Raw genomic sequence first — 26,395 nt, 5'->3', positions numbered from 1 at the left:
GCGGGCGGCGCGCCGTTCGGGCTGATCGACGTCGCGGGGGACTCGATGGTGCCGACCCTGCGCGACGGCGACCAGCTGCTGGTGCGCTACGGCGCGCGGATCCGGCCCGGCGCGGTGGTGGTCTTCCGTCACCCGTTCCAGCAGAACCTGCTGGTGGTGAAGCGGGCCGACGGCCGGCGGCCCAAGGGCTGGTGGCTGCTCTCCGACAACCGGCCGGTGGACAGCGACAGCCGCAGCTACGGCGCGGTGCCGGACGAGCTGGTGCTCGGCCGGGTGCTGCTGCGGCTGCGCCCGCGCCCGGCCTGGCTGGCCCCCGGCCCCCGGCTGGAGCGGCTGCTGCTCTCCGGCCCGCTGGCCCGGGTCCCCGGGCTGGCCCGCCGCCTCGGCGTCTGGGTGCGCCCGGAGGAGCTGCGGAGCTCCTAGCCCTCCGCGGCCGCCGCGGCGGCCTCCAGGCGCTTGCGGGCGCGGTAGGCGGCGACGTTGGCGCGGGTCGCGCAGCGGTCGGAGCAGTACCGGCGGGAGCGGTTGGTGGAGGTGTCCAGGTAGGCGTTGCGGCAGGGCGCGGCCTGGCAGATGCCGAGCCGGTCGGCGCCCAGCTCGGTCAGGTGGACGGCCAGGCCCATGCAGGCGACGGCGCTGAAGTGCGCGGTGGCGGTGGGGGAGTTGTCGGCGAGGTGCAGGTGCCAGCGGGGCCGGCCGGCCTCGTCCAGGTAGTCGTGGCCGGAGACCAGCGGGCTGACCGGGAACTCCATCAGCAGGCTGTTCAGCAGGTCGACGCTGCGGATGTCCTCGCCCTCGGCGGCGGCCTCGAAGACCCCGCGCAGCCGGGTGCGGACGGCCCGCAGCCGGGGCAGGTCGGACTCGTCGGCGAGGTCGCGGGCCCGGGCGGCGTCCGAGAACAGGCCGCGCACCGCGTCCACCGAGGTCAGCGAGTCGGTGCCGCGCTCGGGCTCCTCGGTGTTCACCAGCCGGACGGCCAGATCGGCGTACGAGGCGAGCTCCACGGTGGTCCTTCCAGAGATCGGTAACAGGCTTATTGCTCCAAGCCTATTACCCGCAGGGCGAAAGCGGGAAGCGGCGGCGCCCGGCAGGACCGGCCTGCCGGGCGCCGCGGTGCGGTGCGCTCAGAGCACCTTGGAGAGGAAGGCGCGGGTGCGCTCGTGCCGGGGGTTGGTGAGGACCTCGCGGGGGTTGCCGGATTCGACGACCACGCCGCCGTCCATGAACACCAGCGCGTCGCCGACCTCGCGGGCGAAGCCCATCTCGTGGGTCACCACGATCATGGTCATGCCCTCCTCGGCGAGCCCGCGCATGACGTCGAGCACCTCGCCGACCAGCTCGGGGTCGAGCGCCGAGGTCGGCTCGTCGAACAGCATCAGCTTGGGCTTCATGGCCAGCGCCCGGGCGATGGCCACCCGCTGCTGCTGGCCGCCGGAGAGTTGGGAGGGGTAGCTGCCGGCCTTCTCGGCCAGGCCGACCCGCTCCAGCAGGGCCATGGCGTGTTCCTTCGCGGAGGCCTTGGACTCCCTCCTGACCTGGACCGGCGCCTCCATGACGTTCTCCACCGCGGTCATGTGCGGGAAGAGGTTGAAGCGCTGGAACACCATGCCGATGTCCCGCCGCTTGAGCGCGACCTCGCGGTCCTTGAGTTCGTAGAGCTTGTCGCCCCGCTGCTGGTAGCCGACCAGGTCGCCGTCGACCCAGAGGCGGCCGCCGTTGATCTTCTCCAGGTGGTTGATGCAGCGCAGGAAGGTCGACTTGCCGGAGCCGGACGGGCCGACGAGGCAGAAGACCTCGTTCTGCTTGACCTCCAGGTCGATGCCCTTGAGCACCTCGACCGGGCCGTACGACTTGTGGACGGCCTCGGCCTTCACCATGGGGCCGCCGGGGCGGGCGCCGGTGGGGGTCTTGATCAGGTCGGTCATACGTGGCCGCCTCCCTCGAGTCCGGGGACCACGTCGTTCTTGGCCTTCGGGGTGGGCCTGCCGCCGAACAGCAGCCGCAGCCGCTGGACCGGGGTGGGCGGCAGCGTCCGGTTCGCACCACGAGCGTAGTGCCGCTCGATGTAGTACTGCCCCACCGTGAGGATCGAGGTCATGAGCAGGTAGTAGATGCTGACCGCGACGAGGACCGGGATGGTCTGGAAGGTCCGCGAGTAGATGTCGTGGCCGGCGGTGAACAGCTCGGACAGCGAGATGACCTGGACCAGCGAGGTGGTCTTCAGCATCGAGATGGTCTCGTTGCCCGTCGGCGGGATGATGACCCGCATCGCCTGGGGGAGCACGATCCGGCGCAGCGCGGCCGCCCGGCTCATGCCCAGGGCGTGGGCGGCCTCGGTCTGCCCCTCGTCCACCGACTGGATGCCGCCGCGGACGATCTCCGCCATGTACGCGGCCTCGTTGAGGCCGAGGCCGAGCAGGGCGGCGGTGAAGGTGGGGATCAGGACGTTGGTCGACTCGGACCAGAACTCGGGCCCGAAGGGGATGCCGATCGACAGCTTCGGCCACAGGGCGCCCAGGAAGTTCCAGAACACCAGCTGCACCAGCACGGGGGTGCCGCGGAAGACCCAGATGTAGAACCAGGCCGTTCCCGACAGCAGCGGGTTCGGCGAGAGCCGCATGATCGCGAGGAGCACGCCGCCGCTCACGCCCATCAGCATGGACAGGACGGTCAGCTCCAGTGTCACGACGATGCCGCGCAGGATCTGCTCGTTCTGCAGCGTGTCCTTGACGACGTCCCACTGGAACGCGGGGTTGAAGATCAGGGCGTGGAGCAGCATCGCCGCGAGAACGACGATGACGGCGGCTCCGGCCCAGCGTCCGGGGTGGCGGACCGGGACGGCCTTGATGGTCTCGGGCCGTCGCGATTTCACCGCCCCCTGCTCGGAAGAATTCACCTTGGGGCCTCAGGGGTGTGGTGGAGCGGGGGGTCAGCTCTTGGCGGCGTTGATCTCGGACTTGTCGATCGCGCCGGCCTCGACGCCCCACTTCGCCAGGATCTGCTTGTAGGTGCCGTCGGCGATCAGCGACTGGACGGCGCCCTGGACGGCCTGGGCCAGCGGCGAGCCCTTGTCGACGATGACGCCGTAGGGCGCGCTGTCGTAGGTCTCGCCGAGCTTCTCCAGCTGGCCGTTGGTCTGCTTGATCGCGTAGTCGACGACCGGGGAGTCGGCCATCATCACCTGGTCGCGGCCGGAGACCAGGGCGGTGGTCACGTCGGTCTGCAGGGTGAACTTGTCGCCGTCGTTCGGGATGGCCGGCTTGCCGGCCTTGGCGCAGTCCGGGTTGCGGACGTCGGTGATCTCCTGGGCCTGGGTGGTGCCGGTCTGGACGGCGACCTTCTTGCCGCAGAGGTCCTTCGGGTCGATCTTGTCCGGGTTGCCCTTCTTCACCGCGACGGCGCTGCCGGCGGTGAAGTAGGAGACCATGTCGACGGTCTGCTCGCGCTCCTTGGTGTCGGTGAAGGAGCTCATGCCGAGCTGGTACTTCTTCGCCGTGATGCCCGGGATGATCGAGGTGAAGTCGGCGTTCTGCACGTCGGCGGTCAGGCCGAGCTTCTTGGCGATCGCGTCGGCGAGGTCGACGTCGAGGCCGACGATGTTGCCCTTGTCGTCCTTGAACTCGTTGGGCGCGTAGGAGGCGTCGGCGGCGACGATGAGCTTGCCCGAGCTCTTGACGTCGGCGGGGACCAGCGTGGCCAGCGCCGGGTCGGCGGTCACGGCCGCGACGCTGGCGCTCGGATTGGCGCCGGCGGCACCGCTGTTGGAGGAGGACTTGCTGCTGCCGCAGGCGGTCAGCACGAGCGACGCGGACGCGAGCACCGCCGCGGTGGCGAGGAGGCGGGTGCGCTGGGTACGGACGGTCATGGGGGATCTCCTCCTGAGGGAGAGGTCGGGCGGGCGCCGCGGGGGAGCGGCACGCAGGGGCAGCGAAGGCCGTACGGCGCTGTACGGGTGGGGCTGGGAGAACTGCGCAGGGGTGGTACCGGGTACAGGGGTGAATCCGGGTACTGCGTCTCCGCCACCGTCCGCCGAGGTGGGCGTCGACCGAACCGCCTCGACCAGTGGCCGGCTCGATCCGAGATGGGGGGAATCCTGCCATCTGCTGACGGTCGGGTGGCCCTGATTCAGATCAAAATCGGATAACGAGGGGCCGCGTCGTCCGCTATTCGGACGAATACCGTGTCCCTGTCACTCTGCGCATAAGTATGCAGATCACCCCGTCGTTCGGCGCGCGACGGGCCGGGCCCCGCCGGTGCCCGGCCCGGACCGGCTCAGAGGCCCCCGTTGACCACCGCGTTCTGGGCCGCGCCCGCGGTGGCGTTCCACTTGGCGAGGATCTTGTCGTACTCGCCGCTGCGGATCAGCTGGTCGATCGCCTTCGCCAGCACGTCGCGCAGCTCGGTGTCCTCCTTGCGCAGCGCGATCCCGTACGGGTTGGAGCGGGACTGCGGGCCGGTCACCTCGAAGCGGTTGCCGCCGTCGGTGTTCTTCACCGCGTAGGCGGCCACCGGGGAGTCGTTCAGGCCCACCTGCGCGGTGCCGGCGGCCACCTCGGCCAGCGCCTTGGTGTCGGTGTCGAACTTGTGCACGGTGAGCGGCTTGCCGGCCCGGGTGCAGGCGGTGACCTGCCGGGCGACGATCTCGTCCTGGGTGGTGCCGGACTGCACCGCGACGACCTTGCCGCAGAGGTCGTCCAGGGTGTGGATGCCCTTCGGGTTGCCCTTGGCGACCACCATCGAGGTGCCGGCGATGAAGTAGTCGACGAAGTCCACCGCCCGGCCGGTCGACTTGCCGGCCTCGTCCACGCCCTCCCGGCGCTGACGGATGTCGCTGAGCGCGGACATCACCACGTCGTACTGCTTGGTGTGGAGATCCGGTAGGAGCTTCTCGAAGGGAGTGTCGACGTACTCGATCCGCAGGTCCAGGATCCGGCCGAGCGCCGCGGCGATGTCCGGGTCCAGGCCCTCCGGCTTGCCGTCGGCGCCCCGGAACTCGACCGGCGGGTAGTTGACGTCCATGCCGATGCGCAGCACCTTGGCCGACTGCTGGGCCTTCGGGAGCTTCGCCCGGAGCTCCTGGACCGGGTCCTGGGCCGTCGCCCCGTCCCCGCCGCAGCCGCTCAGCAGCAGCGCTCCGGCGATGGCGAGGGCGAGCGCGGCGACGCCCGGCGGGCGGGACTGTGCACGGTGGTGCATCGGTTGCTCCTGTGGGAGGGAGGGAACGGCGCCGCGGCGTCGCGGAGGTGTACGCGAGATGGCGGAAGAACGGATCCTCCCATCCCGACCTGCCGGGCCCGTGCTCGGGTGTGTCAGAATTCGGTACCGGGTGATCCCCGACGCTCGAACCAGACCGCCGGGCCGCAATCAGGCTCGGGGTGCGCAGGAACGGAAGTCCAGGACGACGACTCCGTATCCGAGGCACCGGCCTCCCCTCCGTGTCTGCGTTCACTCCTGCGGGTGCGCGTGCGCGTGCGCCGTTGCCGTAGCCGGGGTCCGGTTCTCACGGCGCCCGGTCCTGCCGGGTGGCTGTGAGGCGTATGACAACCATGTGACTTGGACGAAAAGGCATGGGTGCGATGCCCTCGTCCGACCTACGCTCGGCCCGGAAGCACAGCGCGGACCAGACGCGGACAAATCCATAAACCCTCATCCCGAGGGCGCCCGTCCGACGGCGGCGCCCCGACCCAGCCCTCCCCGGGGACGCTTCGGCGTTCCCGGGTTCCGGTTACCGGCCGACGGTCGCCGGACACCGGTGGGCGGCCGGGTCGTCCGCTCCGTCGGCCGGGTGTCCTCGCTCGATCAATGACGAAGAGGTCATCGTGGCAGCGGAGATCATCCACAGCACTACCCAGGACACCGACGATCCGGTCGACGCCGTGTTCGCGCTCCACCGCGGCGGCAAGATGGAGGTCCGGGCGACCGTCCCGGTGCGCGACGCGGACGACCTGTCCCTCGCCTACACCCCCGGTGTCGCCCGCGTCTGCACGGCCATCGCCGAGCAGCCCGAGCTGGTGAACGACTACACCTGGAAGGCCAACACGGTGGCCGTGGTCACCGACGGCACCGCCGTGCTCGGCCTCGGTGACATCGGCCCGGAGGCCTCGCTGCCCGTCATGGAGGGCAAGGCGATCCTGTTCAAGCAGTTCGGCGGCGTGGACGCGGTGCCGATCGCGCTGGCCTGCACCGAGGTGGACGAGATCGTCGAGACGGTGGTCCGGCTGGCCCCCTCCTTCGGCGGCGTCAACCTGGAGGACATCTCCGCCCCGCGCTGCTTCGAGATCGAGCGCCGGCTCCAGGAGGCCCTGGACATCCCGGTCTTCCACGACGACCAGCACGGCACCGCCATCGTCACCACCGCCGCGCTCTGGAACGCGGCCAAGGTGACCGGCCGGGAGATCGGCACGCTGCGGGCCGTCATCTCCGGCGCCGGCGCGGCCGGCATCGCCATCGCCAAGATGCTGCTCGCCGCCGGCATCGGCGACGTGGCCGTCTGCGACCGCAAGGGCGTGGTGTACGAGGGCCGCGGCGACCTCACCGACGTCAAGGCGGAGATCGCCGGGCTGACCAACCGCACCGGCGTCAAGGGCAGCCTGGCCGACGCGCTGGCCGGTGCCGACGTCTTCATCGGGGTCTCCGGCGGCACCGTGCCGGAGGAGGTCGTCGCGACCATGGCCGAGGGCGCGTTCGTCTTCGCCATGGCCAACCCGAACCCGGAGATCCACCCCGAGGTCGCGCACAAGTACGCGGCCGTGGTGGCCACCGGGCGCAGCGACTTCCCGAACCAGATCAACAACGTGCTGGCCTTCCCGGGCATCTTCGCGGGCGCGCTGCAGGTCCGGGCCACCCGGATCACCGAGGGCATGAAGCTGGCCGCAGCCAAGGCGCTGGCCGGTGTGGTGGCCGACGAGCTGACGCCGCAGCGGGTCATCCCCTCGCCGTTCGACGAGCGGGTCGCCCCGGCCGTCAGCAAGGCCGTCGCCGAGGCCGCCCGCGCCGAGGGCGTCGCCCGCCGGTAGTCGGTAGCCAGTAGCCGGTAGTCGGCAGAACGGCCCGCCCGGGACACGCGTCACAGCTCCGCGTTGTTCCGGGCCCGGGCCGTTCTGGCTATCGTCCGGGGCATGTTTGCTGCCTACGCCGCACGAATCGACGCCGACGACCCGCTGAGCGGGCTGGAGCTGGGCGAACGCCCCGAACCGCTGGCCCGCCCCGGCTGGAGCGTGGTCACGGTCCGGGCCGCGAGCCTGAACCACCACGACCTCTGGTCGCTGCGCGGGGTCGGCCTGCCCGCCGGGAAGCTGCCGATGATCCTCGGCTGCGACGCCGCCGGCGTCGACGAGCACGGCAACGAGGTGGTCCTGCACTCCGTGATCGGCCAGAGCGGGCACGGGGTCGGCCCGGACGAGCCGCGCTCGATCCTGACCGAGCGTTACCAGGGCACCTTCGCCCAGCAGGTGGCCGTCCCCACCTGGAACCTGCTGCCCAAGCCCGCCGGACTCTCCTTCGAGGAGGCCGCCTGCCTGCCCACCGCGTGGCTGACGGCCTATCGGATGCTGTTCACCAACGCCGGGGTGAAGCCCGGTGACACCGTGCTGGTGCAGGGCGCCGGCGGCGGGGTGTCCACCGCGCTGGTGGTCCTCGGCAAGGCTGCGGGCCTGCGGGTCTGGGTGACCGGCCGGGACGAGGCCAAGCGCGCCCGGGTGGTGGAGCTGGGCGCCGACGCGGCCTTCCCGAGCGGGGCGCGGCTGCCCGAGCGGGTGGACGCGGTGATGGAGACGGTCGGCGCGGCCACCTGGTCGCACTCGGTGAAGTCGCTCCGCCCGGGCGGCACGATCGTCATCTCCGGTGCCACCTCCGGCCCCAACCCGCCGGCGGCGGAGCTGAACCGGATCTTCTTCCTGGAGCTGAAGGTGGTCGGCTCGACCATGGGCAGCAAGGACGAGCTGGCCGGGCTGCTCTCGTTCTGCGCCACCACGGGCGTCCGGCCGCTGATCGACTCGGTGCTGCCGCTGGCCGGGGCGCCGGAGGCGCTCGCCCGGCTGGCCGCGGGCGACGTCTTCGGCAAGCTGGTCCTCACCCCCTGACACACCGGCGCCCGGTCCCCCGCGCGGGGCACCGGGCGCCGGTGTTCCGGCTCAGCCGAGCAGGCGCTTCAGCCGCTCGCCGGCCGTGCCCAGCACACCGCGGGCCTCGGCGAGGCGCTCGGGCGTCACCCCGCCGTCCCGGGCCGCGTCGCGGACCTGGTCGCGGAACCGGTCGAGCAGCCGCTCCAGCTCCCGGGCCGGGTCGCCGGCCGGGTCGGTGGCGGCCCACGGCGGCAGGTCGGCCGCGGTGCCGGCCGGCTCGTCCTTGTCCAGGTCGATCCGGGTGACGGTGATCCGCTCGGCGGCGGGCGCACCGGCGGGCCCGGCCTGCTCGTCGGAGGGGTGGCCCCAGCGGGCCGCGTCGGCCAGCCCGGCCAGCCCCTTGGTCAGCTCGGAGAGCCCCTCGGCCAGCCCGGTCGGCCAGTCGCCGCGCGCCGCGTGGTCGCGCACCTGCTGCTCGACCCGGCGCTTGATCCGCAGCGCCTCCTGCTGGGCCGCCGTCCGCGCCGCCCTGGACTGCTCGCGCAGCCGGCGGGCCTCCTCCTCGGCCGCCTTGGCCTTGGCCTTGGCGGCCTTCTCCTGCTCCTTGGCCCGCTTGGCCTGCTCCTTGGCCTGCCGCTTGAACTGGGCGAACTCCTCCTTGGCGCGCTGCCAGGCGGCCTGGTCGCCCCACGGGCCGGCCCACGGGTTGCCGGTACCCCAGTTCCTGTCCCCGTACTCCGCCTCCGGCTGCGGGGCGTTCTTCCGGGCCTGCTCGGCCGCGCCCCAGAGCTGCTCGCGCAGGTCCTGGGCGCTGTCCCGGACGTCCTCGCGGATCGCCCCGGCGAGCTGGGCCACCGAGTCGTGGATCTCCAGCTCCAGCTCGTCGAGCTCGCCCTGCCGGGCGGCGAGTTCGGCGCGGCCCGCGTCGGTGAGCCGGTAGACCTTGCGGCCGCCCTCGGTGCTGTGCGCGACCAGTCCCTCCTGCTCCAGCTTGGCCAGCCGGGGGTAGACGGTGCCGGCGGACGGCGCGTACAGGCCCTGGAAGCGCTCCTCCAGCAGGCGGATGACCTCGTAGCCGTGGCGCGGGGCCTCGTCGAGCAGCTTGAGCAGGTAGAGCCGGAGCCGGCCGTGGCCGAAGACGGGGGTCATGTCAGGCCTCCTTGGTGAGGTCGGGACCGGTGGACGGGCCGTCCCCGGCGGGCAGCTCCCGGGCGACCGCCTGGGCGTCGTCCTCGGCGTCCGGCCGGTGCAGCACCGTGACCGCGCCGGAGACGGTGGTGACCGACAGGCTGCCCTTGCCGTCGCCGAGCTGGCCGGAGAGGCGCTTGGTGCCCCAGCTGCCGCCGACCTTGAGCTGCTCGAAGCTGGAGGAGAGGTCGCCGCTGGTGGTGCCGGCCTCGACCTTGGTGTCGGCCAGCGAGGGGAGCCGGACGCCGACCGCGCCGCTGACCGTGTTGACCTTGATCTCGGTCGGGGTGGCCGCGGCGAGGTCCAGGGTGACCGCGCCGGTGACGGCGTTGGCGGTCACCTTCTCGGCGGTGCCGGCGACCACGGTGAGCCGGCCGGAGACGGTGTTGAGCCGCAGCCGGCCGGCCACCGACTGGGCGTCCACGTCGCCGGTGACGGTCTTGGCGTCGGTCCGGCCGGCCAGGCCGACCAGGGTGATGTCGGCGTTGGCGGTCTGGGTCGAGACGTGCCCGGTGATGCCGGAGACCGTGGTCGCGGCGGAGACCGTGCCGACCTTGACCTCGGTGCCGGCCGGCACGGTCAGGGTGACCGCGGCGGTCCGCTTGCGCTTGAAGGAGGAGAAGAAGCCCTTCACCGATTCGACCGACTTGAGGACGTCGCCGAACTCGTTCCAGCTGCTGAGGTCCTTGTAGGTGACGGTGAGGACGCCGTCGACCAGGGTGACGTGCAGCGGCTCGCCCTTGAGGTCGGTGACCTCCAGGCGGGCCGGGCCCTCGGCGGCGACCACGTTGACCGTGCCGTCGATGGTCCGCACCTGCAGGGTCCGGACCGCCTCCTCGATGGTGATCCTGTCGGGTCCTTCGACCGTCCACTGGCTCATCTCTGCCGCCTCCCGTGTCGGACTCGCGATGTATCGCGTTCTCTTTTAAAGACGATATATCGCGTGACGGCGAAGTCAAGGGAGCCCTACCCCGAGGCCGACCCGGAGCGGACCCGGAGACCCGCCCCTACGGGGGGCATGCGCAAGGGCCCGGAGGCGGGTGCCTCCGGGCCCTTGCGACGGCCGTTCACCGGGTCATCCGGTCACTCGTCGTCCTCGTCGTCGAGCCGCGCCAGCCAGGTGGCCAGCCGCTCGACCGGGACCTCGAAGTCCGGGTTGAGGTCGACGAACTCGCGCAGACGCTCGGCCAGCCACTCGAAGGTGACCTCCTCGTCGCCGCGCCGGCTCGCCAGCTCCTCGATGCCTCGGTCGGTGAAGTACACGGTTCGCTCCGGTGCGATGGGGATTCGACCTGGTCAGGATAGACCCGGTCAGCTCGCCCGCCAGGTGGACAGGGTGACCTTGGCGGCGCCGGTGGTGGGGTCGGCGACCTCCACGGCGGCGATGGCGATGTTGCGGGTGGTCCGGTCGCGGATGCACAGCAGCCGGCCCGGGGTGACCCGGTTGAACGTCAGGTCGGTGTCCGGCCGGGAGTCGATCGCGACGGTGCACTGGTCGGGGGTGACGGCGGCCTCGGTGATCACCGCGAAGTCGGACTTGTTGTCGCCCACGCTCTCGAAGGAGTCGGCCCGGCTGCCGCTGGAGGTGGTCTCCCGGCTGAGGCCGAGCCCCCACTTCAGTTCGCCGCCGCGCGGCACCACGGTGCCGGCCGTGAGGTCGATCCGGTAGGTCTCGCTGGAGTACTCGGCGGCCGGGATGGAGAGCGACTTCTTCTCGATCACCGGCTGGTAGCCGGTCGGCCGGGCGGGCGCGGTGACCCCGCCGGCCGCGGTCGACCTGCTCGGCGCGGCGCTGACCGGCGTCGGGGTCGGGGTGTCGGCGGCGGACGGCGTGGTGGCGGCCGCCGGCGGGGTGGTGGCCGGCGGGGCGGCGGGCTGGGTGGCCACCGGGGTGCTCCCGGCGCTCTGCTTGGTGTCGTCCTTGCCCATCCTGGACAGCGCCGCCCCGCCGGCCGTGCCGCCGAGCGCCATCACCAGGGCGACGGTCAGCAGCACCTTCCAGGAGACACCGCCCCTGCGGGCCGGCTCCGGCGCGGGCGCCGGGGCGTCGGTGACCACCGGTCCGGGCGGCGGGGTGTCGTAGGACGGCGGCTCCGGGCGCAGCTGGACGGTCGGCGGGGTGCCGGGCAGCGGGCCGGTGGAGGCCTCGGCGGGCGCCTGGGCGGCGCCGTACGCGCCGAGCGGCGGCGGGCCGAAGCCGGGCGGCGCGGCGTCCGGCCAGGCGGGGCCGAAGCCGGGCGGCGGCGGGCCGAAGGAGGGCGCGCCGGCCGGGAGGGTCGGGGGCGCGGTCGGCGGCGGGGTGGCGGCGAACGGCGCGCCCGCCGGGGGAGCGGGCGGCGCGGCGGGCGCGGCCGGCAGCGGGGTGGGCGGCGTCTTCGGCAGGTCCGAGCGGCGGGTGATCTCGGTGTTGACCTGCTTGGGCAGCCAGTCGTCGGAGAACCGCAGCTGTCCGCCGACGCTCGGGTGGTTGCGGGCGATGTCGATGATCTCGGCGGGCCCGGGCCGGTCCTCGGGGGACTTCGCGAGGCAGCGCAGGACCAGCTCGCGCAGCCCGGCCGGGACGGCGTCCAGGTCGGGCTGCTCGTGCACCACCCGGTAGAGCACGGCGGTGTCCGGGCCGTCGCCGAACGGCGCGGCGCCGCCGGCCACGTACGCGGCCAGCGCGCCGAGTGCGAACACGTCGGTGGCCGGGGTGACCGGGCGGCCCTGGGCCTGCTCGGGCGACATGAAGGCGGGCGAGCCGATCCGGTAGCCGGTGCCGGTGAGCGCGGTGGCGTCGGCGGCCCGGGCGATGCCGAAGTCGATCACCCGGGGGCCGTCGCCGGCCACCAGCACATTGGCCGGCTTGAGGTCGCGGTGGACCACCTCGACGCTGTGGATCGCCTGCAGCGCCTCGGCGATGCCGCCCATCAGCAGCAGCACGGTGCGGACCGGCAGCGCGCCGTTCTCCCGCACCACCTGCTGCAGGGACGGGCCGGGGACGTACGCGGTGACCAGCCACGGGGCGTCGCCGTCCAGGCCGCCGGAGTCGATCACCTGGGCGGTGTAGAGGCCGTGGATCCGCTGGGCGTTGGACACCTCCTGGGCGAACCGGCGGCGGAACTCGCCGTCCTCGGCGAACTCCGGGCGGACCACCTTGAGCGCCACCGGCCGGCCGCCGGGGGTGTACGAGAGGTAGACCCGGCCCATGCCGCCGGCCCCGAGCCGGGCGAACAGCCGGTAGCCGCCGACCTCCCGCGGGTCGTCCGGTAGCAGCGGCTGGAAGACCGGCGGGAGCGGTGCGGCGGGTGGCGTGTCGGCGGTCATGCGGTTGATCCCCCTGGGAGAGCGGCGAGGTCCACCGACCGTCGTCGAGGGGCGCGGCGACGGGCGCCCGGCGGTCGGACAGGGCCCCAACCTATCGACCCGTCAGGAGGCCGCGCAGGTCGGTGCCGGTTTGGTTGCAGAGCTGGGACCTTCGCACACACCCGGTGGCCCGGCCCAGGAACGGCGGCGGCCCCCCGTTCCCCTGGAGTCCAGGGGAACGGGGGGCCGTACTGCCGGGGCCTCGCCGACGGCCGGTCGGGACCGGTCGTCAGAGCGAGAAGACCTCGTCGACGAGCGACTGCTGCTCGGCGCCGTGCCGCTTGGCCGAGCCGACCGCCGGGGCCGAGGAGGCCGGGCGGGCGACGCGGCGCAGCCGGGCGCCGTTGGCGCTGCGGCCGATGACGACCTGCAGGTGGTCGACCAGGTTCATGGCGATGAACGGCCAGGCACCCTGGTTGGCCGGCTCCTCCTGCGCCCAGATGAACTGGACGTCGTCGCCGTAGCGGGCCAGCTCCTCCTGGAGCTCGGCCACCGGCAGCGGGTAGAGCCGCTCGACCCGGACGATCGCCGTGTCGGTGACGCCGCGCTCGGTGCGCGCCGACTCCAGGTCGTAGTAGAACTTGCCGGCGGTGATGACCACCTTGCGGACCTGCGCCGGGTCGACGGTGCTGTCACCGATGACCGGGCGGAAGGAGCCGGACAGGAACTCCTCGGTGGCGCTCGCCGCGGCCTTCAGACGCAGCATCGACTTCGGGGTGAAGACGACCAGCGGCTTGTGGTGCGGGTTGTGCGCCTGCCAGCGGAGCAGGTGGAAGTAGTTCGACGGCAGGGTCGGCATGGCGACCGTCATGTTGTTCTGCGCGCACAGCTGGAGGAAGCGCTCCGGGCGGGCGGACGAGTGGTCCGGGCCCTGGCCCTCGTAGCCGTGCGGCAGCAGCAGGGTGACGCCCGAGTGCTGGCCCCACTTCTGCTCGGCGGAGGCGATGTACTCGTCCACCACGGTCTGCGCGCCGTTGACGAAGTCGCCGAACTGCGCCTCCCACATGACCAGCGCGTTCGGCCGGGTCAGCGAGTAGCCGTACTCGAAGCCCATCGCCGCGTACTCGGACAGCAGGCTGTCGTACACGGTGTAGCGGGCCTGGTCCTCGGTGAGGTACTGCAGCGGGGTGTAGTCCTCGCCGGTGGCCCGGTCGATCAGGACGGCGTGCCGCTGGCCGAAGGTGCCGCGGCGGCTGTCCTGGCCGGCCAGGCGGACCGGGTGGCCCTCCATGAGCAGCGAGCCGATGGCGAGGGTCTCGCCCATCGCCCAGTCGATGGTGTTGTCCTCGACCGAGCCGGCGCGGCGCTGCAGCTGCGGCAGCAGGCGCGGGTGGACGGTCAGCCAGTCCGGCAGGTTGACCTGGGAGGCGGCGATCCGCTTGACCATCTCCTGGGAGATGCCGGTCCGGATGGTCACCGGGAAGTCGGCGACCGGCTTGCCGGCGGTGGCGGCGGCCGGGGCCTGGGCGGCGTCGCGGACCTCGGCGAAGACCTTCTCCAGCTGGCCCTGGAAGTCCTGGAGCGCCTGCTCCGCCTCTTCCATGGTGATGTCGCCGCGACCGATCAGGCCCTCGGTGTACAGCTTGCGCACCGAGCGCTTGGCGTCGATCAGGTCGTACATCAGCGGCTGGGTGAACGACGGGTTGTCGGCCTCGTTGTGACCGCGGCGGCGGTAGCAGATGAGGTCGACCACCACGTCCTTGTGGAACTCCTGGCGGAACTCGAAGGCGAGCCGCGCGACGCGGACCACGGCCTCCGGGTCGTCGCCGTTCACGTGGAAGATCGGGGCCTCGATCATGCGGGCCACGTCGGTGCAGTACATCGAGGAGCGGCTGGAGGCCGGGGCGGCGGTGAAGCCGACCTGGTTGTTCACCACGATGTGCACGGTGCCGCCGGTGCGGTAGCCGCGCAGCTGCGACATGTTCAGGGTCTCTGCGACGACGCCCTGGCCGGCGAAGGCCGCGTCGCCGTGGATCTGGATCGGCAGCACCGGGAAGGTGGTGCCGCCCTGGTCCAGGATGTCCTGCTTGGCGCGGGCGATGCCCTCGACGACCGGGTCCACGGCCTCCAGGTGGGAGGGGTTGGCGGCCAGCGAGACCTTGATGGTCTCGCCGTCCAGGCCGGTGAAGGTGCCCTCGGAGCCCAGGTGGTACTTCACGTCGCCGGAGCCGTGCATCGACTTCGGGTCGAGGTTGCCCTCGAACTCGCCGAAGATCTTGCCGTACGGCTTGCCGACGATGTTGGCCAGCACGTTCAGGCGGCCGCGGTGGGCCATGCCGATGACGGCCTCGTCGAGGCGGTGCTCGGCGGCGGCGTCGATGGTGGCGTCGAGCAGCGGGATGAGCGACTCGCCGCCCTCCAGCGAGAAGCGCTTCTGGCCGACGTACTTGGTCTGCAGGAAGGTCTCGAAGGCCTCGGCGGAGTTCAGCCGGCGCAGGATGCGCAGCTGCTCCTCGCGCTCCGGCTTGGTGTACGGCTTCTCCAGGCGCTCCTGCAGCCACATGCGCTGCTTCGGGTCCTGGATGTGCATGTACTCGATGCCGACGGTGCGGCAGTAGGTGTTGCGCAGCAGGCCGAGGATGTCGCGGAGCTTCATCATCCGCTGGCCGCCGAAGCCGCCGACCGCGAACTCGCGCTCCAGGTCCCACAGGGTGAGGCCGTGGGTGGTGACGTCCAGGTCGGGGTGCTTGCGCTGCTTGTACTCCAGCGGGTCGGTGTCGGCCATGAGGTGGCCGCGGACCCGGTAGGAGTGGATCAGCTCCATGACGCGGGCGGTCTTGTTGACCTCGTCGTCGTGGGTGGTGGCGACGTCGGTGGCCCAGCGGACCGGCTCGTACGGGATCCGCAGCGACTCGAAGATCTCGTCGTAGAAGCCGTTCTGCCCGAGCAGCAGCTGGTGGATCGTGCGCAGGAACTCGCCGGACGCCGCACCCTGGATGACGCGGTGGTCGTAGGTCGAGGTCAGCGTCATGATCTTGGAGACGCCGAGGCGGGCCAGGGTCTCCGGGGCGGAGCCCTGGAACTCGGCCGGGTACTCCATGGCGCCGACGCCGACGATGGTGCCCTGGTTCTGCATGAGGCGCGGCACGGAGTGCACGGTGCCGATGCCGCCGGGGTTGGTCAGCGAGACCGTGACGCCGGTGAAGTCGTCCATGGTCAGCTTGTTGGCGCGGGCCCGGCGGACGATGTCCTCGTAGGCCTGCCAGAAGCCGAAGAAGTCGAGGGTCTCGGCCTTCTTGATGGCAGCGACGACGAGCTGGCGGTCGCCGTTCGGCTTGACCAGGTCGATGGCCAGGCCGAGGTTCACGTGCTCGGGCTTGACCAGGTAGGACTTGCCGTCCTCCACCTTGTAGCTGTGGTTCATGCCCGGCGAGGCCTTGACGGCCTGGACCAGGGCGTAGCCGATCAGGTGGGTGAAGGAGACCTTGCCGCCGCGGGCGCGCTGCAGGTGGTTGTTGATGACGATGCGGTTGTCGATCAACAGCTTGGCCGGGACGGCGCGCACCGAGGTCGCGGTCGGCACCTCCAGGGAGGCGTCCATGTTGGTCGCGACGGCCTTGGCCGGGCCGCGCAGCTGGACCAGCTCGGGGCCGGTGGGCGCAGCGGCGGGCGCGGGGGCCGGGGCGGCGGCCTTGGGGGCCGGCGGGGCGGCGGGAGCGGCGGCGAGCGGCGCGGGTGCCTGGGCGGCGGGAGCCACCGGAGCGGCCGCGGCGGCCGGGGCCGGCTGCACCGGCGCGGGGGCGGCCGGAGCGGCGGGGGCCTGGGCAGCCGGAGCGGCGGCTGGCGCGGGGGCGGCGGCGGGGGTCGGCGTAGCGCCGGCCTGGGTCGCGGCCTGGGTCACTGGGGTCACCTCGGTACCGGGCTTGTAGTCGGCGAAAAAGTCCCACCAGGCTCGGTCGACCGAGTTCGGGTCCTGGAGGTACTGCTGGTAGATCTCGTCGACGAGCCACTCATTGGGGCCGAAGCCAGTGGAGCTTGCCGAGCTGTTGGGGTGTTCAGGGGACTGTGGCGACACGGCGGCAACCGCCCTCTTCCGCTTCCTTTTGGGATGTTTGGACAGCGGGGATTAAGGCTACGCCTCCGACCAGTGATCGCGCAGTCCCCGGGGGGCAGGCGTCGCCCAGATCACAGTCCCGACCTGCGGTTTGGCTGAAAATGTGCGTTAGAAACGCGCATCGGAGGGGAACCGACCGGTTCTGATCATCACCTATATGCAGACAAAAGCGGACAAAGTAGGCCATGGGCCCCGGGGGTGGCTCTGTGTCGGATCTGTGACATTTGTCCTCTTCCCCCGGGGCCCGGCCCACTGCCGGCCCACTGTCCGTCCTCTGTCCGTCCCCCGCCCGGCCCGCGCGCGGTGCTTCAGCGCGGGCCGGGCAGCCGGACCTCGATCCGGCACCCGCGGGCGGCCTCGGCCACCTCGATCCGCCCGCCGTGCAGGTCCACCGCCCAGCGGGCGATGGCCAGGCCCAGCCCGGTCCCGCCGTCGGCGCCCGGGCCGGAGGCGGTCGCGGTGCCGCTGCGCCCGAACCGCTCGAAGACCCGGGTCCGGTCCGCCGCGGGGATGCCGGGACCCTCGTCCTCGACCTCCAGCAGCAGCGCGCCGGGCCCCTCGCCGGGCCGGGCGCGGACGGTCACGGTGCCGCCGGGCGGGGAGTGCTTGCAGGCGTTGTCGACCAGGTTGGCGACCACCTGGTGGAGCCGCTCCGGGTCGGCGACGCCGGTCAGGCCCGCCGGGCTCACCTCCAGCGCGAGCCGGACGTCGCCGCGCCGGGAGAACGCTCCGCCCGCCGTCGCGCCGTCCACGGTGACCCCGCGCAGCACGCCGTCCAGGAACTCGCGCACCTCGAACGAACGGGCGTCCAGGTCGACCACGCCGTCGTCGATCTTGGAGAGGTCGAGCAGGTGGGTGACCAGCCGGCCGAGCCGCTCGGTCTGCTCCAGCGCGGCACCCAGGGTCGCCGGGTTCGGCTGGACGACGCCGTCGACCACGTTCTCCAGCACGGCGTGCAGCGCGGCGATCGGCGTGCGCAGCTCGTGCGAGACGTTGGCCACCAGCTCGCGGCGGTGCCGGTCGGAGGCCCCCAGGTCGGCCGCCATCTGGTTGAAGGTGGCGGCCAGCTCGCCGATCTCGTCGCGCGAGTTCACCTCGACCCGGCGGCTGTAGTCGCCGGAGGCCATCGCGCGGGCGGCGGCGGTCATGTCGCGCAGCGGGGCGGTCAGCCCGTGCGCGAGGAACTGCATGAAGAGCAGCGAGGCGATCATCGAGAAGATCATGATGATCCGGATCTGGGTCTCGGACCGGATCGCCACGACCACCATGCCGGTGGCCAGGAAGACCGAGACGATCACCAGGAGGGCGAGTTTGCCCTTGATCGAGCGGACCGGGTCGAGCGGCCGGATGTCGGCCCAGACCCGTTTCGCGGCGCGGGCGGCCAGCGTGGGCGGCCGGCTGCCGTCGAGGTCCCCGTTGCGTTGCTGTGGAAAGGTCATTGGTCCCCTGTGATCCCCCGCGTGTACGCACGGCGGTCCGGGACACGGGCCCCCCGGCGGCCCGGTGTCCGAAGGTGCGCCGCTACGAGAGCGGGGCCTCCAGCGCGTATCCGACGCCGTGCACGGTGCGGATCCAGCTGGCGCCGATCTTCCGGCGCAGCGCCTTGACGTGACTGTCGACGGTGCGGGTGCCGGACGCGTCGGTCCAGTCCCACACCTCGGCCAGCAGCTGCTCGCGGGTGAGCACGGCGCGCGGCTGGGCGGCCAGGCAGGCGAGCAGGTCGAACTCGGTCGGCGTCAGGTGGACGTCGCCCGAGGCCAGCCGGACCCGGCGCTGCACGTGGTCGATCTCCAGCTCGCCGAAGCGCAGGCTGCCCAGCGCGGGCGTGCGGGCGGCCTGCTGGGCACGCTCGACGCGGCGCAGCAGCACGTTGACCCGGGCGGCCAGTTCGCGCATGGAGAAGGGCTTGGTCATGTAGTCGTCGGCGCCGACGCCGAGGCCGACCAGCAGGTCCGTCTCGTCGTCGCGCGCGGTGAGCATCAGGACCGGTACCGGGCGCTGGGCCTGGATCCGGCGGCACACCTCCAGGCCGTCGAAGCCGGGCAGCATGATGTCGAGGACGACGAGGTCGGGCTGCCAGGTGTGGAAGCCGTCGACGGCGCCCGGGCCGTCGTGGGCCACGGCGACCTTGAAGCCCTCCGCGCCCAGCCGGGCCGCGATGGACTCGGCGATCGTGGGCTCGTCCTCGACCACCAGCACTCTGCGCTGACTGCTCACCGTGCCGCCGGCGTTCTGGTTGTCCTGCTGAATTTCTGTCACGGTCACGCCACCGCCCCCAGGGCTGCGGGCCGGCCATCTGTGGGGATGGCGAAGGCTCCGCTCGTAGTCTTGTTCCGTCGTGGACTGTGCCGGGTCCGCCGTCCCGTCGCGTGTGCGGGGTCGGGCGAGCGGGCGTGCGCCGCTCACTTCTCCCGCACACCTCGCAGCGTACGGACAGCGGGTGATTCCCGGCAGGTGGACCGGACATTTCCGGCCCGCGGGCCGGCTTGCCGGGCCGGCTGTCGGGCCCACTCGCAAGTGGGCACGGGCCGATACCTTACCCGGCGTTTTTCCACTCCGTAACGGTACGTATGCACATCGCTCGGCGCCAAGCCGCCGGTCAGCAGGGGCGGGCGCACGCATGGGGGGAGAAGGTCTGGACCAATGCGAGCGCCCTGCGACCGCTCCGCGCCCAGCGTTCTCCCAGCCCGCTCCCAGGAGCCGGCCGTACCGTGGCCACGACAAATCACGGAGGGTGGGATTTCCGGTACGCGCCGGTGCGTTGGACACGCCGGAGGCGACGGCTGCGGGCGTTGGAGCGGAGGCGGCATGACGGAGCGACAGGCGCGCGCCGGGCGCGGCGGGCCGCCGTACGGGATGCTCCGGCACGGCCTGCGCGCCGGGGTCGTCGACTGGGTGCTCGCCCGGGTGCCGACCCCGCGGCGCAACCCCTTCGCGCTCGGCTACCTCGCCGTGGTCGGCGCCACCACCACCTTCGCCGGACTGGCCGACCCGGACCTCGTGCGCCGGCTCCAGGAGGCGTCCAGCTCCGACGGGCACAACCTGCTGCAGCACCCGCTGCGCGCCCTGCTGCTCAGCGGCTTCTGGGTGGCTGGCCCGGACTGGGTGCCCTACCTGTGGGCCTTCGCCCTCACCGTGGCCCCGCTGGAGCGCCGGGTCGGCCCCGCCTGGGCGGCGGCCGTCTTCGCCGCCGGACACATCGGCGCCACCCTGCTCTCCCAGGGCGTGGTGATCGTCGGGGTGGAGAGCGGGCGGCTGGAGCCGGCCGCGATGGACCACCTGGACATCGGCGTCAGCTACGGCGTGCTGGCCAGCCTCGGCGCGCTGGCCGGGCTGCTGCGGCCGGGCGGCCGGGTGGTCGCGCTCGGGCTGGCCGCGGCGTTGATCGCCGGGCAAATCGCCGAGGACCGGGACCTCGTCACCGGGGTCGGCCATCCGGCGGCGCTGCTGGCCGGGGTGGCGCTGTGGCGGTGGCTGCGCCGCCGGGACGGGCGCCGGCCGTCCCGCACCCGGCTCGGGCTGTCCGTCGCGCGCCCCCGAACCGCGTCCGCGCCGGCGCCCGCGCCGCGCCGGGCCGCCGTGCTGGACCGGCTCTGAGCCCGGTTCTGAGTCCGGTTCGGCCCCGGTTTTGACGGGCCGGCCGGGACTCCTGCACCGTTCGCTCACGGCGAACGGAACCGCGGGAACATCCGGCGGCGCAGAATCCTTAGTCAGGTCGACTCAAGTTCGCTGACCGGGGAGAGATCATGGCATCGACGTCCACACCGCTCACCCTGCCCGTGCTGCCGCTCGACGACGAGGTCGTCCTGCCGGGCATGGTCGTTCCGCTGGACCTGAAGGACACCGAGGTCCGCGCCGCCGTCGAGGCCGCGCGCGCCGCCACCACCGGCAGCACCGGCAAGCCCCAGGTCCTGCTGGTCCCGCGGGTGGACGGCTCGTACGCGGCGGTCGGCACCCTCGCCACCGTCGAGCAGGTCGGCCGGCTGGCCGACGGCGACCCGGCGGCGCTGGTCCGCGCGGTGCGCCGGGTGCGGATCGGGGCCGGTACCACCGGGCCCGGCGCCGCGCTCTGGGTGGAGACCACGCCGTTTCGGGAGTCCTCGGTCGGCACCCCGGTGGCCGGGCGCGCCGCCGAGCTGGTCAGGGAGTACAAGAGCCTGTCCACCCAGTGGCTGCGCAAGCGCGGGGCCTGGCAGATCGTCGACCGGGTGGCCGCCATCGAGGGCGTCGGCGAGCTCGCCGACAACATCGGCTACGCCTCCTTCGTCACCGCCGAGCAGAAGCTCAAGGTACTGCTGGAGGCCGACCAGGTCGCGCGACTGGAGTACGCGCTCGGCCTGCTCCGCGACCACCTCGCCGAGGAGGAGGTCAACGACACCATCCGCAAGGACGTCGAGGAGGGCGTGGCCAAGCAGCAGAAGGAGTTCCTGCTCCGCCGCCAGCTGGAGGCCGTCCGCAAGGAGCTGGCCGAGCTGAACGGCGACCCGGCCGACGAGGAGGACGACTACCGCGCCCGGGTCGAGGCCGCCGACCTGCCCGGGAAGGTCCGCGAGGCCGCGCTCAAGGAGGTCGACAAGCTGGAGCGCTCCAGCGACCAGTCGCCCGAGGGCTCGTGGATCCGCACCTGGCTGGACACCGTCCTGGAGCTGCCCTGGAACGAGCGCACCGAGGACTCCTACGACATCGCCGCCGCCCGCGCGGTGCTGGACGCCGACCACGCCGGCCTGGCCGACGTGAAGGAGCGCATCGTCGAGTACCTGGCGGTCCGCAAGCGCCGGGCCGACCAGGGGCTCGGGCTGGTCGGCGGCCGCCGGGGAGGCGCGGTGCTGGCCCTGGTCGGCCCGCCCGGCGTCGGCAAGACCTCGCTCGGCGAGTCGGTGGCCCGCGCCATGGGCCGCACGTTCGTCCGGGTCGCGCTCGGCGGCGTCCGGGACGAGGCGGAGATCCGCGGCCACCGGCGCACCTACGTCGGCGCGCTGCCCGGCCGGCTGGTCCGCGCGATCAAGGAGGCCGGCTCGATGAACCCGGTCGTCCTGCTCGACGAGATCGACAAGGTCGGCTCCGACTACCGGGGCGACCCGGCCGCCGCCCTGCTGGAGGTGCTCGACCCGGCGCAGAACCACACCTTCCGCGACCACTACCTGGAGGTCGAGCTGGACCTCTCCGACGTGGTCTTCCTCGCCACCGCCAACGTGCTGGAGGCCATCCCCGAGCCGCTGCTCGACCGGATGGAGCTGGTGCGCCTGGACGGCTACACCGAGGACGAGAAGGTCGTCATCGCCCGCGACCACCTGCTCCCGCGCCAGCTGGAGAAGGCCGGGCTCAAGGACGGGGAGGTCGCGGTCGACGAGTCGGCGCTGCGCAGGCTCGCCGGCGAGTACACCCGTGAGGCCGGCGTCCGGAACCTCGAACGGGCCGTCGCCCGGGTGCTGCGCAAGATCGCCGCGCAGAACGAGCTGGGCGAGCGCGAGCTGCCCGCCGCGATCGGCGCCGACGACCTGCGCGCCCTGATCGGCCGGCCGCACCACGTCCCGGAGGCGGCCCAGGAGCCCGCCGAGCGGCGCACCGCGGTGCCCGGGGTGGCCACCGGCCTGGCGGTCACCGGGGCCGGCGGAGACGTCCTCTACATCGAGGCCTCGCTCGCCGACGCCGAGACCGGCGGCACCGGACTGACCCTGACCGGCCAGCTGGGCGACGTCATGAAGGAGTCGGCGCACATCGCGCTCTCCTACCTGCGCTCGCGCGGCGCCGAGCTGGAGCTGCCGGTCACCTCGCTGCGCGACCGCGGCGTGCACCTGCACATCCCGGCCGGAGCCATCCCCAAGGACGGCCCGAGCGCCGGCATCACCATGACCACGGCGCTGGCCTCGTTGCTCTCCGGGCGCAAGGTGCGCACCGACGTGGCGATGACCGGTGAGGTGTCGCTGACCGGGCGGGTGCTGCCGATCGGCGGACTGAAGCAGAAGCTGCTCGCCGCCGACCGGGCCGGGATCACCACGGTGATCATCCCCCGGCGCAACGAGGCCGACCTGGACGACGTCCCCGCCGAGGTGCTGGAGCGGCTGGCCGTCCACCCGGTCGCGGACGTCCGGGAGGTGCTGGAGCTGGCCCTGGAGCCGGCCGGCGTGCTGGTGGCGGCGGCCTGACGGCGGCGCCCCGCGGCCCGTCCCGTCCGGCGCTCCATCGGACGGGACGGGCCGCGGGGTGCGTGCCAGACTGCGAAGGTGCCGTCCTTGACCCAGCGCGTCCTGGCCCGGGTGCCGCAGGGGGTGCGCCCCCTCCTGGTCCGGCACCGGCGGCTGGTGAAGTTCCTGCTGGTCGGCAGCGGCTGCTTCGCCCTGACGCTGCTGATCAACTACGCGCTGCGGCTCACCGTGCTGGAGCGCAAGCCGGTGGTGGCGCTCACCGCGGCGACGGCGGTCGGCACCGCCGTCTCCTACCTGCTCCACCGGCGGTGGAGCTTCCGCTCCTCCTGGCGGCGGCGCGAACCACTGCTGTTCCTGCTGGTGAGCTCCGCGGCCATCGCCGTCAACGTGCTGCCGCTGATCGCCTCGCGCTACCTGCTCGACCTGCGCGAGCCATGGGTCAGCCCGGTCGTCCAGGAACTCGCCGACTTCCTGAGCGGGATGGTGCTGGGCACCTTCGTGGCGATGCTGTTCCGCTTCTGGGCCATGCAGCGCTGGGTCTTCACCCGGGTGGAGCAGTCCGCCGGCACGGCCGGCGGGGCGGCTCCGCGGCCGGGCCCGCGGATGCGGTCGGCCGAAGCCGGAGCGGGTGAGGGCGATGCGTGAGCCGGACGGCCTCCGGGCGGGCGGGCCGGCGAACCAGCAGGGGATGCGCCGGAGCAATCTGGCCCTGGTGCTGCGGGTCATCGCCCGCACCCCGCGCTCGCGCGCCGAGGTGGCCACCGACACCGGGCTGACCAGGGCCGCCGTCTCCTCGCTCGCCGAGGAGCTGATCGCGGCCGGACTGGTGGTCGAGGAGGGCCCGGCCGCCCCCAGCGGCAAGGTCGGCCGGCCCGGCACCGCGCTCGGGCTCAACCGGGACGGCCCGGCCGGCCTCGGCGCCGAGATCGGGGTCGAGCACCTGGGCGCCTGCGTGGTCGACCTGCGCGGCGAGGTCCGCGCCTGGCGCCGCCAGGAGATCCGCAACCGGGGCCGGCGGCCCGCCGCCGTGATGGCCGACCTCGCCGAACTGCTGCGCCGGGCCGCCGCCGAGGCCGGCCTGCGCCCGGCCGGGCTGGCGCTGGCCGTGCCCGGACTGGTCGGCGCCGACGGCGCGCTGCTGCGGCGGGCCGCCAACCTGGGCTGGCGGGATGTCGGGACCGCCGCCGAACTGCGGCTCGCGCTGCGCGCCGCCGGTGCCGGGCACCTGGCCGAGCTCCCGGTGCGGGCCGACAACGAGGCCAACCTCGGCGGTCTCGCCGAGCTCTGGCTGGGCGGCGGGGCGGAGCACTTCCTGCACGTCTCCGCCGAGGCCGGGATCGGCTCGGCGATCGTCGTCGACGGCCGGCTGCTGCGCGGGGCGCGCGGCTACGCGGGCGAGCTGGGCCACGTCCCGGTGCATCCGGAGGGGCCGCGCTGCGCGTGCGGGGCGCACGGCTGCCTGGAGCAGTACGCGGGGGAGTCGGCGGTGCTGCGCGCGGCCGGGCTGGAGGGCGTGCGGGGTGACTGGGTGGCGCTGCTCGCCGAGCGGGCCGAGGCTGGCGACGAGGAGGTGCGGGCGGCGCTCTTCGGCGCCGGCGCCGCGCTGGGCATCGCCGTGGCCGGGGCGGTCAACCTGCTGGACCCGGCCGAGGTGGTGCTGGGCGGCGGCTACGCCCGGCTGGCGCCCTGGCTGCTGCCCGCGATGCGGGCCGAGCTGGCCGCCCGGGTGACCGTCGGCCCCTGGTCGGACGAGCGGCTGACGGTCTCCCGGCTGGGCCGCCGCGGCCCCCTGCTGGGGGCCGCGGTCGGCGTGGTCCGGTCGCTGCTCGCCGACCCGGGCCGGCTGGAGGAGCCTTAGGCCCCGTCCTCGGCCGTGACCAGCTCGCGGCTCAGGTGCGAGGGCCTACGGAGGACGGCGGCGAAGGTGATGCCGACGCCGACCAGCGCCCAGACCAGCAGGACCAGCAGCGGCTGGGTCAGGTTGGTGCTGTCGAAGTAGGCGATCGAGCGGGTCGCGTCGGTGCCGGCGCCGTTCGGGAACCAGGCGCCGATCGCGCGCCAGAACGGCGGCATCAACGGCGGCGGGAAGACTCCGCCCGCGCTCGGGTTGCCGAGCACCACGAAGATCAGCACCGCGATGCCGATGCCGATGATGTCGAACAGGCACTGCAGCGCCATGGTGAACGCGCCGACCGCGAACACCACCAGCGCGCCGACGGCGGACAGCGCCCAGAACGGGCCGGGCAGCGCGTCCAGGGCGGTCTGGACGATGATCGCACCGCCGATGCCGGCCGCGACCGAGTACAGCGCCAGGGTGCCGAGCCGGATCAGCGCCCGGTTGGCGTTGGCGGGCTTGGCGCCGGCGCTGACGCCGAGGATCGAGGCGACCAGGTAGCCGCCGACGCACCAGCCGATCACCAGGTAGAAGGAGGACAGCCCGTTGGCGTCGCCCGTGGCGAGCGGCACGACGTCCTGGACCACGACCGTGCGGCCCTGGCTCTTCTCCAGGCCGGTGACGACGGTCTCGGCGGCCCGGGCGGCGGACGGCCCGCGCGCGTTGGCGACCATCAGCACGTCCTCGGTGGACGTCGGGTTCACCACCAGCGCGGCGTAGATCTTCTGGTCCTTGATCTGCTGGGTGGCGCTCTCCGCGTCCGGCGCGGTGGAGGCCCTCACGGCCTCGTCCGGGACCGATTCCAGGCCCTGCACCAGCTTCGGGGCGACCTGCGGCGGGGCGACCACCGCGATCGACAGCTCGTGCGGCTTCGGCTGGTGCAGCGCGCCCACGTACGAGGTGACGAAGCCCAACTGGAGGAGCAGCACGCCGATCACCAGCAGCGCCGCACGCGGGGTGACCGCGCCCTTCAACTCGGCGGCGAAGCCCTTCTTCGGTGCCGGTTCGGGCGCGTGCTCCGGTGCCTCGGCGGACTCTTCTCCCTGCTGGCCTGGGGCGGTCATGCACATCTCCTTGCGAATCGGGGGAAACCGGGTACTTAATAGCATGAACGAGTTTCGCCGAGGTTTCTGCCGCGCCGGGGGCGGTCCGGGTGTGCTGCGGGATACTGGCGCGGTGAGTACGCCGAACGAGGGCCCGGGCGAGGGTCGGGACGAGGGCCAGGGTGAGGGCCAGGACGAGGACCCGCTCCTGGCGGTGGAGCGCGAGGTGGGGGTGCTGTTCCGGCGCGGCCGGGCGCGGATGTCCGAGCTGTCCCGACGGGTCCACCCGCAGCTGGAGGGCATGGCGTACAGCCTGCTGAGCTACATCGAGCAGGCCGGATCGGTGCGGGTGACCGACGTCGGCCTGCACTTCGCGGTCGGCAAGGCGACGATCAGCCGGCAGATCCGGGCGCTGGAGGAGCTGGGCCTGCTGGCCCGGGAGACGGACCCGCAGGACCGCCGCTCGGCGCGGGTCTCGCTCACCGAGGACGGCCGGCGGCGCTTCCTGGTCGCGCAGGCCGCCCGGATGGGCCGGGTGCGGGAGCTGATGGGCGGCTGGCCTCAGGAGGACGTGGTCCGCTTCGCCGAGCTGCTGCACCGCTTCAACGACGTGGTCGGCGAGGCGGCCGCACCCGCCGGCTGAGCGGTGCGCGCGGGGCCCG

The 26,395-nt window shown here is 73.0% G+C and carries 21 protein-coding genes; 8 read left to right on the top strand and 13 right to left on the bottom strand.

From position 1 onward, the window contains the following. Positions 1 to 45 precede the first annotated feature (45 nt). The gene (sodX, locus tag ACFCLZ_RS15375) at positions 46 to 423 is read left to right on the top strand and encodes a nickel-type superoxide dismutase maturation protease (protein WP_380286181.1); all 378 of its coding nucleotides are present in this window, start codon (positions 46 to 48) and stop codon (positions 421 to 423) included. On the opposite strand, the gene ACFCLZ_RS15370 is transcribed toward sodX, so the two are convergent. The 5 genes from ACFCLZ_RS15370 to ACFCLZ_RS15350 form a co-directional block, all read right to left on the bottom strand. Next, positions 420 to 1,004 carry a CGNR zinc finger domain-containing protein gene (locus ACFCLZ_RS15370; protein WP_380285448.1) on the bottom strand — a complete coding sequence of 195 codons (585 nt, stop codon included), beginning with the start codon at positions 1,002 to 1,004 and terminating at the stop codon, positions 420 to 422. The two genes, sodX and ACFCLZ_RS15370, sit on opposite strands and share 4 nt — an antisense overlap. Positions 1,005 to 1,124: 120 nt before the next feature. Beyond that, entirely contained in the window at positions 1,125 to 1,877 is a 753-nt protein-coding gene (locus ACFCLZ_RS15365; protein ID WP_380286180.1) for an amino acid ABC transporter ATP-binding protein, read from the bottom strand. Between the two features lie 44 nt (positions 1,878 to 1,921). Beyond that, positions 1,922 to 2,872: an amino acid ABC transporter permease gene (locus tag ACFCLZ_RS15360; RefSeq protein WP_380285447.1), complete on the bottom strand. Its 951-nt coding sequence runs from the start codon at positions 2,870 to 2,872 to the stop codon at positions 1,922 to 1,924. A gap of 57 nt (positions 2,873 to 2,929) precedes the next feature. After that, positions 2,930 to 3,865, bottom strand: a complete 936-nt coding sequence (locus ACFCLZ_RS15355; RefSeq protein WP_380285446.1) for an ABC transporter substrate-binding protein — start codon at positions 3,863 to 3,865, stop codon at positions 2,930 to 2,932. Positions 3,866 to 4,272: 407 nt separating this feature from the next. Next, positions 4,273 to 5,196: an ABC transporter substrate-binding protein gene (locus ACFCLZ_RS15350; RefSeq protein ID WP_380285445.1), complete on the bottom strand. Its 924-nt coding sequence runs from the start codon at positions 5,194 to 5,196 to the stop codon at positions 4,273 to 4,275. A 623-nt stretch (positions 5,197 to 5,819) separates the two neighbouring features. Here ACFCLZ_RS15350 and ACFCLZ_RS15345 point away from each other — a divergent pair. Both ACFCLZ_RS15345 and ACFCLZ_RS15340 read left to right on the top strand, forming a co-directional pair. Then, on the top strand, positions 5,820 to 7,016 hold the full coding sequence (locus tag ACFCLZ_RS15345; protein WP_380285444.1) for an NADP-dependent malic enzyme: 1,197 nt from the start codon (positions 5,820 to 5,822) through the stop codon (positions 7,014 to 7,016). A gap of 102 nt (positions 7,017 to 7,118) precedes the next feature. Further along, the gene (locus ACFCLZ_RS15340) at positions 7,119 to 8,081 is read left to right on the top strand and encodes a zinc-binding dehydrogenase (protein WP_380285443.1); all 963 of its coding nucleotides are present in this window, start codon (positions 7,119 to 7,121) and stop codon (positions 8,079 to 8,081) included. A gap of 51 nt (positions 8,082 to 8,132) precedes the next feature. Here the strand turns inward: ACFCLZ_RS15340 and ACFCLZ_RS15335 are convergent, their stop codons facing one another. The 7 genes from ACFCLZ_RS15335 to ACFCLZ_RS15305 form a co-directional block, all read right to left on the bottom strand. Next, on the bottom strand, positions 8,133 to 9,212 hold the full coding sequence (locus ACFCLZ_RS15335; protein ID WP_380285442.1) for a PadR family transcriptional regulator: 1,080 nt from the start codon (positions 9,210 to 9,212) through the stop codon (positions 8,133 to 8,135). 1 nt (position 9,213) lies between these two features. After that, positions 9,214 to 10,131: a DUF4097 domain-containing protein gene (locus ACFCLZ_RS15330; RefSeq protein ID WP_380285441.1), complete on the bottom strand. Its 918-nt coding sequence runs from the start codon at positions 10,129 to 10,131 to the stop codon at positions 9,214 to 9,216. Between the two features lie 203 nt (positions 10,132 to 10,334). Further along, positions 10,335 to 10,514 (bottom strand): DUF6104 family protein, encoded by a 180-nt coding sequence (locus ACFCLZ_RS15325; RefSeq protein ID WP_030392846.1) that lies wholly within the window; start codon positions 10,512 to 10,514, stop codon positions 10,335 to 10,337. Between the two features lie 48 nt (positions 10,515 to 10,562). After that, the gene (locus tag ACFCLZ_RS15320) at positions 10,563 to 12,557 is read right to left on the bottom strand and encodes a serine/threonine-protein kinase (protein ID WP_380285440.1); all 1,995 of its coding nucleotides are present in this window, start codon (positions 12,555 to 12,557) and stop codon (positions 10,563 to 10,565) included. Between the two features lie 268 nt (positions 12,558 to 12,825). Continuing rightward, positions 12,826 to 16,611, bottom strand: coding sequence for a multifunctional oxoglutarate decarboxylase/oxoglutarate dehydrogenase thiamine pyrophosphate-binding subunit/dihydrolipoyllysine-residue succinyltransferase subunit (locus ACFCLZ_RS15315; RefSeq protein WP_380285439.1), 3,786 nt, complete (start codon positions 16,609 to 16,611; stop codon positions 12,826 to 12,828). 347 nt (positions 16,612 to 16,958) lie between these two features. Continuing rightward, on the bottom strand, positions 16,959 to 18,089 hold the full coding sequence (locus ACFCLZ_RS15310; RefSeq protein ID WP_380285438.1) for a sensor histidine kinase: 1,131 nt from the start codon (positions 18,087 to 18,089) through the stop codon (positions 16,959 to 16,961). A gap of 82 nt (positions 18,090 to 18,171) precedes the next feature. Continuing rightward, positions 18,172 to 18,909 carry a response regulator transcription factor gene (locus ACFCLZ_RS15305; protein WP_344337269.1) on the bottom strand — a complete coding sequence of 246 codons (738 nt, stop codon included), beginning with the start codon at positions 18,907 to 18,909 and terminating at the stop codon, positions 18,172 to 18,174. Between the two features lie 549 nt (positions 18,910 to 19,458). Here ACFCLZ_RS15305 and ACFCLZ_RS15300 point away from each other — a divergent pair. From ACFCLZ_RS15300 to ACFCLZ_RS15285, 4 genes are all read left to right on the top strand, one after another. Then, entirely contained in the window at positions 19,459 to 20,247 is a 789-nt protein-coding gene (locus ACFCLZ_RS15300) for a rhomboid-like protein (protein WP_380285437.1), read from the top strand. A gap of 149 nt (positions 20,248 to 20,396) precedes the next feature. Further along, a complete protein-coding gene (lon, locus tag ACFCLZ_RS15295; protein WP_380285436.1) occupies positions 20,397 to 22,796 on the top strand; it encodes an endopeptidase La in 2,400 nt (799 codons plus the stop codon). Positions 22,797 to 22,874: 78 nt separating this feature from the next. Then, positions 22,875 to 23,441: a GtrA family protein gene (locus ACFCLZ_RS15290; RefSeq protein ID WP_380285435.1), complete on the top strand. Its 567-nt coding sequence runs from the start codon at positions 22,875 to 22,877 to the stop codon at positions 23,439 to 23,441. Continuing rightward, on the top strand, positions 23,434 to 24,654 hold the full coding sequence (locus tag ACFCLZ_RS15285) for an ROK family protein (protein WP_380285434.1): 1,221 nt from the start codon (positions 23,434 to 23,436) through the stop codon (positions 24,652 to 24,654). Before ACFCLZ_RS15290 ends, ACFCLZ_RS15285 begins: the two co-directional genes overlap by 8 nt. Here the strand turns inward: ACFCLZ_RS15285 and ACFCLZ_RS15280 are convergent. After that, a complete protein-coding gene (locus ACFCLZ_RS15280) occupies positions 24,651 to 25,754 on the bottom strand; it encodes an ABC transporter permease (RefSeq protein ID WP_380285433.1) in 1,104 nt (367 codons plus the stop codon). The two genes, ACFCLZ_RS15285 and ACFCLZ_RS15280, sit on opposite strands and share 4 nt — an antisense overlap. A gap of 112 nt (positions 25,755 to 25,866) precedes the next feature. On the opposite strand from ACFCLZ_RS15280, the gene ACFCLZ_RS15275 reads away from it, so the two are divergent. Further along, positions 25,867 to 26,376: a MarR family winged helix-turn-helix transcriptional regulator gene (locus tag ACFCLZ_RS15275; RefSeq protein WP_380285432.1), complete on the top strand. Its 510-nt coding sequence runs from the start codon at positions 25,867 to 25,869 to the stop codon at positions 26,374 to 26,376. The last annotated feature ends 19 nt before the right edge of the window (positions 26,377 to 26,395 follow it).

The sequence above is a fragment of the Kitasatospora purpeofusca genome, from assembly GCF_042691725.1.
Taxonomy (GTDB): Bacteria; Actinomycetota; Actinomycetes; order Streptomycetales; family Streptomycetaceae; genus Kitasatospora; species Kitasatospora purpeofusca_B.
This window is presented reverse-complemented; position numbering and strand designations above follow the sequence as displayed.

What these genes read in the sequence shown, in the direction of transcription:
- sodX (WP_380286181.1), top strand. Translation starts at nt 46, where the DNA reads ATGGTGCCGACCCTGCGCGACGGCGACCAGCTGCTGGTGCGCTACGGC.
- ACFCLZ_RS15365 (WP_380286180.1), bottom strand. Translation starts at nt 1,877, where the DNA reads ATGGTGAAGGCCGAGGCCGTCCACAAGTCGTACGGCCCGGTCGAGGTG.
- ACFCLZ_RS15355 (WP_380285446.1), bottom strand. Translation starts at nt 3,865, where the DNA reads ATGACCGTCCGTACCCAGCGCACCCGCCTCCTCGCCACCGCGGCGGTG.
- ACFCLZ_RS15350 (WP_380285445.1), bottom strand. Translation starts at nt 5,196, where the DNA reads ATGCACCACCGTGCACAGTCCCGCCCGCCGGGCGTCGCCGCGCTCGCC.
- ACFCLZ_RS15340 (WP_380285443.1), top strand. Translation starts at nt 7,119, where the DNA reads ATGTTTGCTGCCTACGCCGCACGAATCGACGCCGACGACCCGCTGAGC.
- ACFCLZ_RS15335 (WP_380285442.1), bottom strand. Translation starts at nt 9,212, where the DNA reads ATGACCCCCGTCTTCGGCCACGGCCGGCTCCGGCTCTACCTGCTCAAG.
- ACFCLZ_RS15330 (WP_380285441.1), bottom strand. Translation starts at nt 10,131, where the DNA reads ATGAGCCAGTGGACGGTCGAAGGACCCGACAGGATCACCATCGAGGAG.
- ACFCLZ_RS15320 (WP_380285440.1), bottom strand. Translation starts at nt 12,557, where the DNA reads ATGACCGCCGACACGCCACCCGCCGCACCGCTCCCGCCGGTCTTCCAG.
- ACFCLZ_RS15310 (WP_380285438.1), bottom strand. Translation starts at nt 18,089, where the DNA reads ATGACCTTTCCACAGCAACGCAACGGGGACCTCGACGGCAGCCGGCCG.
- ACFCLZ_RS15300 (WP_380285437.1), top strand. Translation starts at nt 19,459, where the DNA reads ATGACGGAGCGACAGGCGCGCGCCGGGCGCGGCGGGCCGCCGTACGGG.
- lon (WP_380285436.1), top strand. Translation starts at nt 20,397, where the DNA reads ATGGCATCGACGTCCACACCGCTCACCCTGCCCGTGCTGCCGCTCGAC.
- ACFCLZ_RS15285 (WP_380285434.1), top strand. Translation starts at nt 23,434, where the DNA reads ATGCGTGAGCCGGACGGCCTCCGGGCGGGCGGGCCGGCGAACCAGCAG.
- ACFCLZ_RS15280 (WP_380285433.1), bottom strand. Translation starts at nt 25,754, where the DNA reads ATGACCGCCCCAGGCCAGCAGGGAGAAGAGTCCGCCGAGGCACCGGAG.